This window comes from Microbacterium sp. H6 (genome assembly GCF_003314775.1).
GTDB classification, from domain to species: domain Bacteria; phylum Actinomycetota; class Actinomycetes; order Actinomycetales; family Microbacteriaceae; genus Microbacterium; species Microbacterium oxydans.
Genome location: NZ_QOAY01000035.1, coordinates 21,529 through 22,487, shown reverse-complemented (window position 1 = coordinate 22,487; position 959 = coordinate 21,529). Strand labels below are relative to the sequence as shown.

The window sequence follows — 959 nt, the reverse complement described above, 5'->3', positions numbered from 1 at the left end:
CCCGCCAGCACCACGGCGACGAGGGCGGCCACCGGCGCGACGAGGAGCCCCGCCCGCAAGCTCTCGTTCTCGGCGATGTACCCCACGAACGGCGGAGACAGCAGGAACCCGAGGCGCAGCAGCCACGACACGACCGTGAGCCCGACGCCCGGCCGCAGTCCCGGCAGTTCGTCCGCGGCATGCATCGCCGCGGGGATGAGCGTGGCGATGCCGAAGCCGACGGCCGCGAACCCCAGGATCGTGCCGGGCACCGACGGATACGCGAGCGCCAGCGTCATGCCGACCGCCGCGATGGCGCCGCCGACCCGCGCGACCCACCTCTGTCCGAAGCGGTCCGTGAGCGGATCGCCGATGATCCGACCGATGAACTGCGCACCGACCAGGGCGATGAAACCGAGAGGAGCGATCGCCGCAGCGGCTCCGAGCGAGTCGGCGAGATACAGAGTCGCCCAGGAGTTGCCCGCATCCTCGGCGACGGCGCCGGCCATGGCGATGAGAGTCAGGGCGATGATCGCGATGACGGTACGCGGCGTCACTCCGCGACGGAGTGTTCCGGCGAGCTCGGCCGGCTCGGCCGTGGCCTCCTCGTCGACCTCGTCGTCACGGCCGGGGAGGCAGAAGCGCAGGGCGACGAGCGCGACCGTGGCGAACACGGCCGTCGAGATGCCCAGGTGCACGGCCAGCGGCAGCTCCAGTGCGATCGCCACTGCAGCCATCGCCCCACCCAGCACCGCACCGATGGACCAGATGGCGTGGAAGCCGTTGATGATCGAACGCCCGTAGCGACGCTGCACCCGCAGGCCGTGGGCGTTCTGGGCGACATCGGTGATCGCGTCGGACGCTCCGCCGAGGAACAGGGCGACCGCGAACAGCAGGCCTGACGGGGCGAGGGCCGCCGACAGCAGACCCAAGCTCGTCAACACGGTGCCGATCACGGCGATGCGAGCGGAACCGAACCG

At 71.3% G+C, this 959-nt stretch carries 1 protein-coding gene; it reads right to left on the bottom strand.

Annotation, left to right across the window (positions count from 1 at the left end):
- The coding region (locus tag DSP71_RS02280) for an MFS transporter (RefSeq protein ID WP_258546221.1) at positions 1-959 on the bottom strand (959 nt) is incomplete at both ends.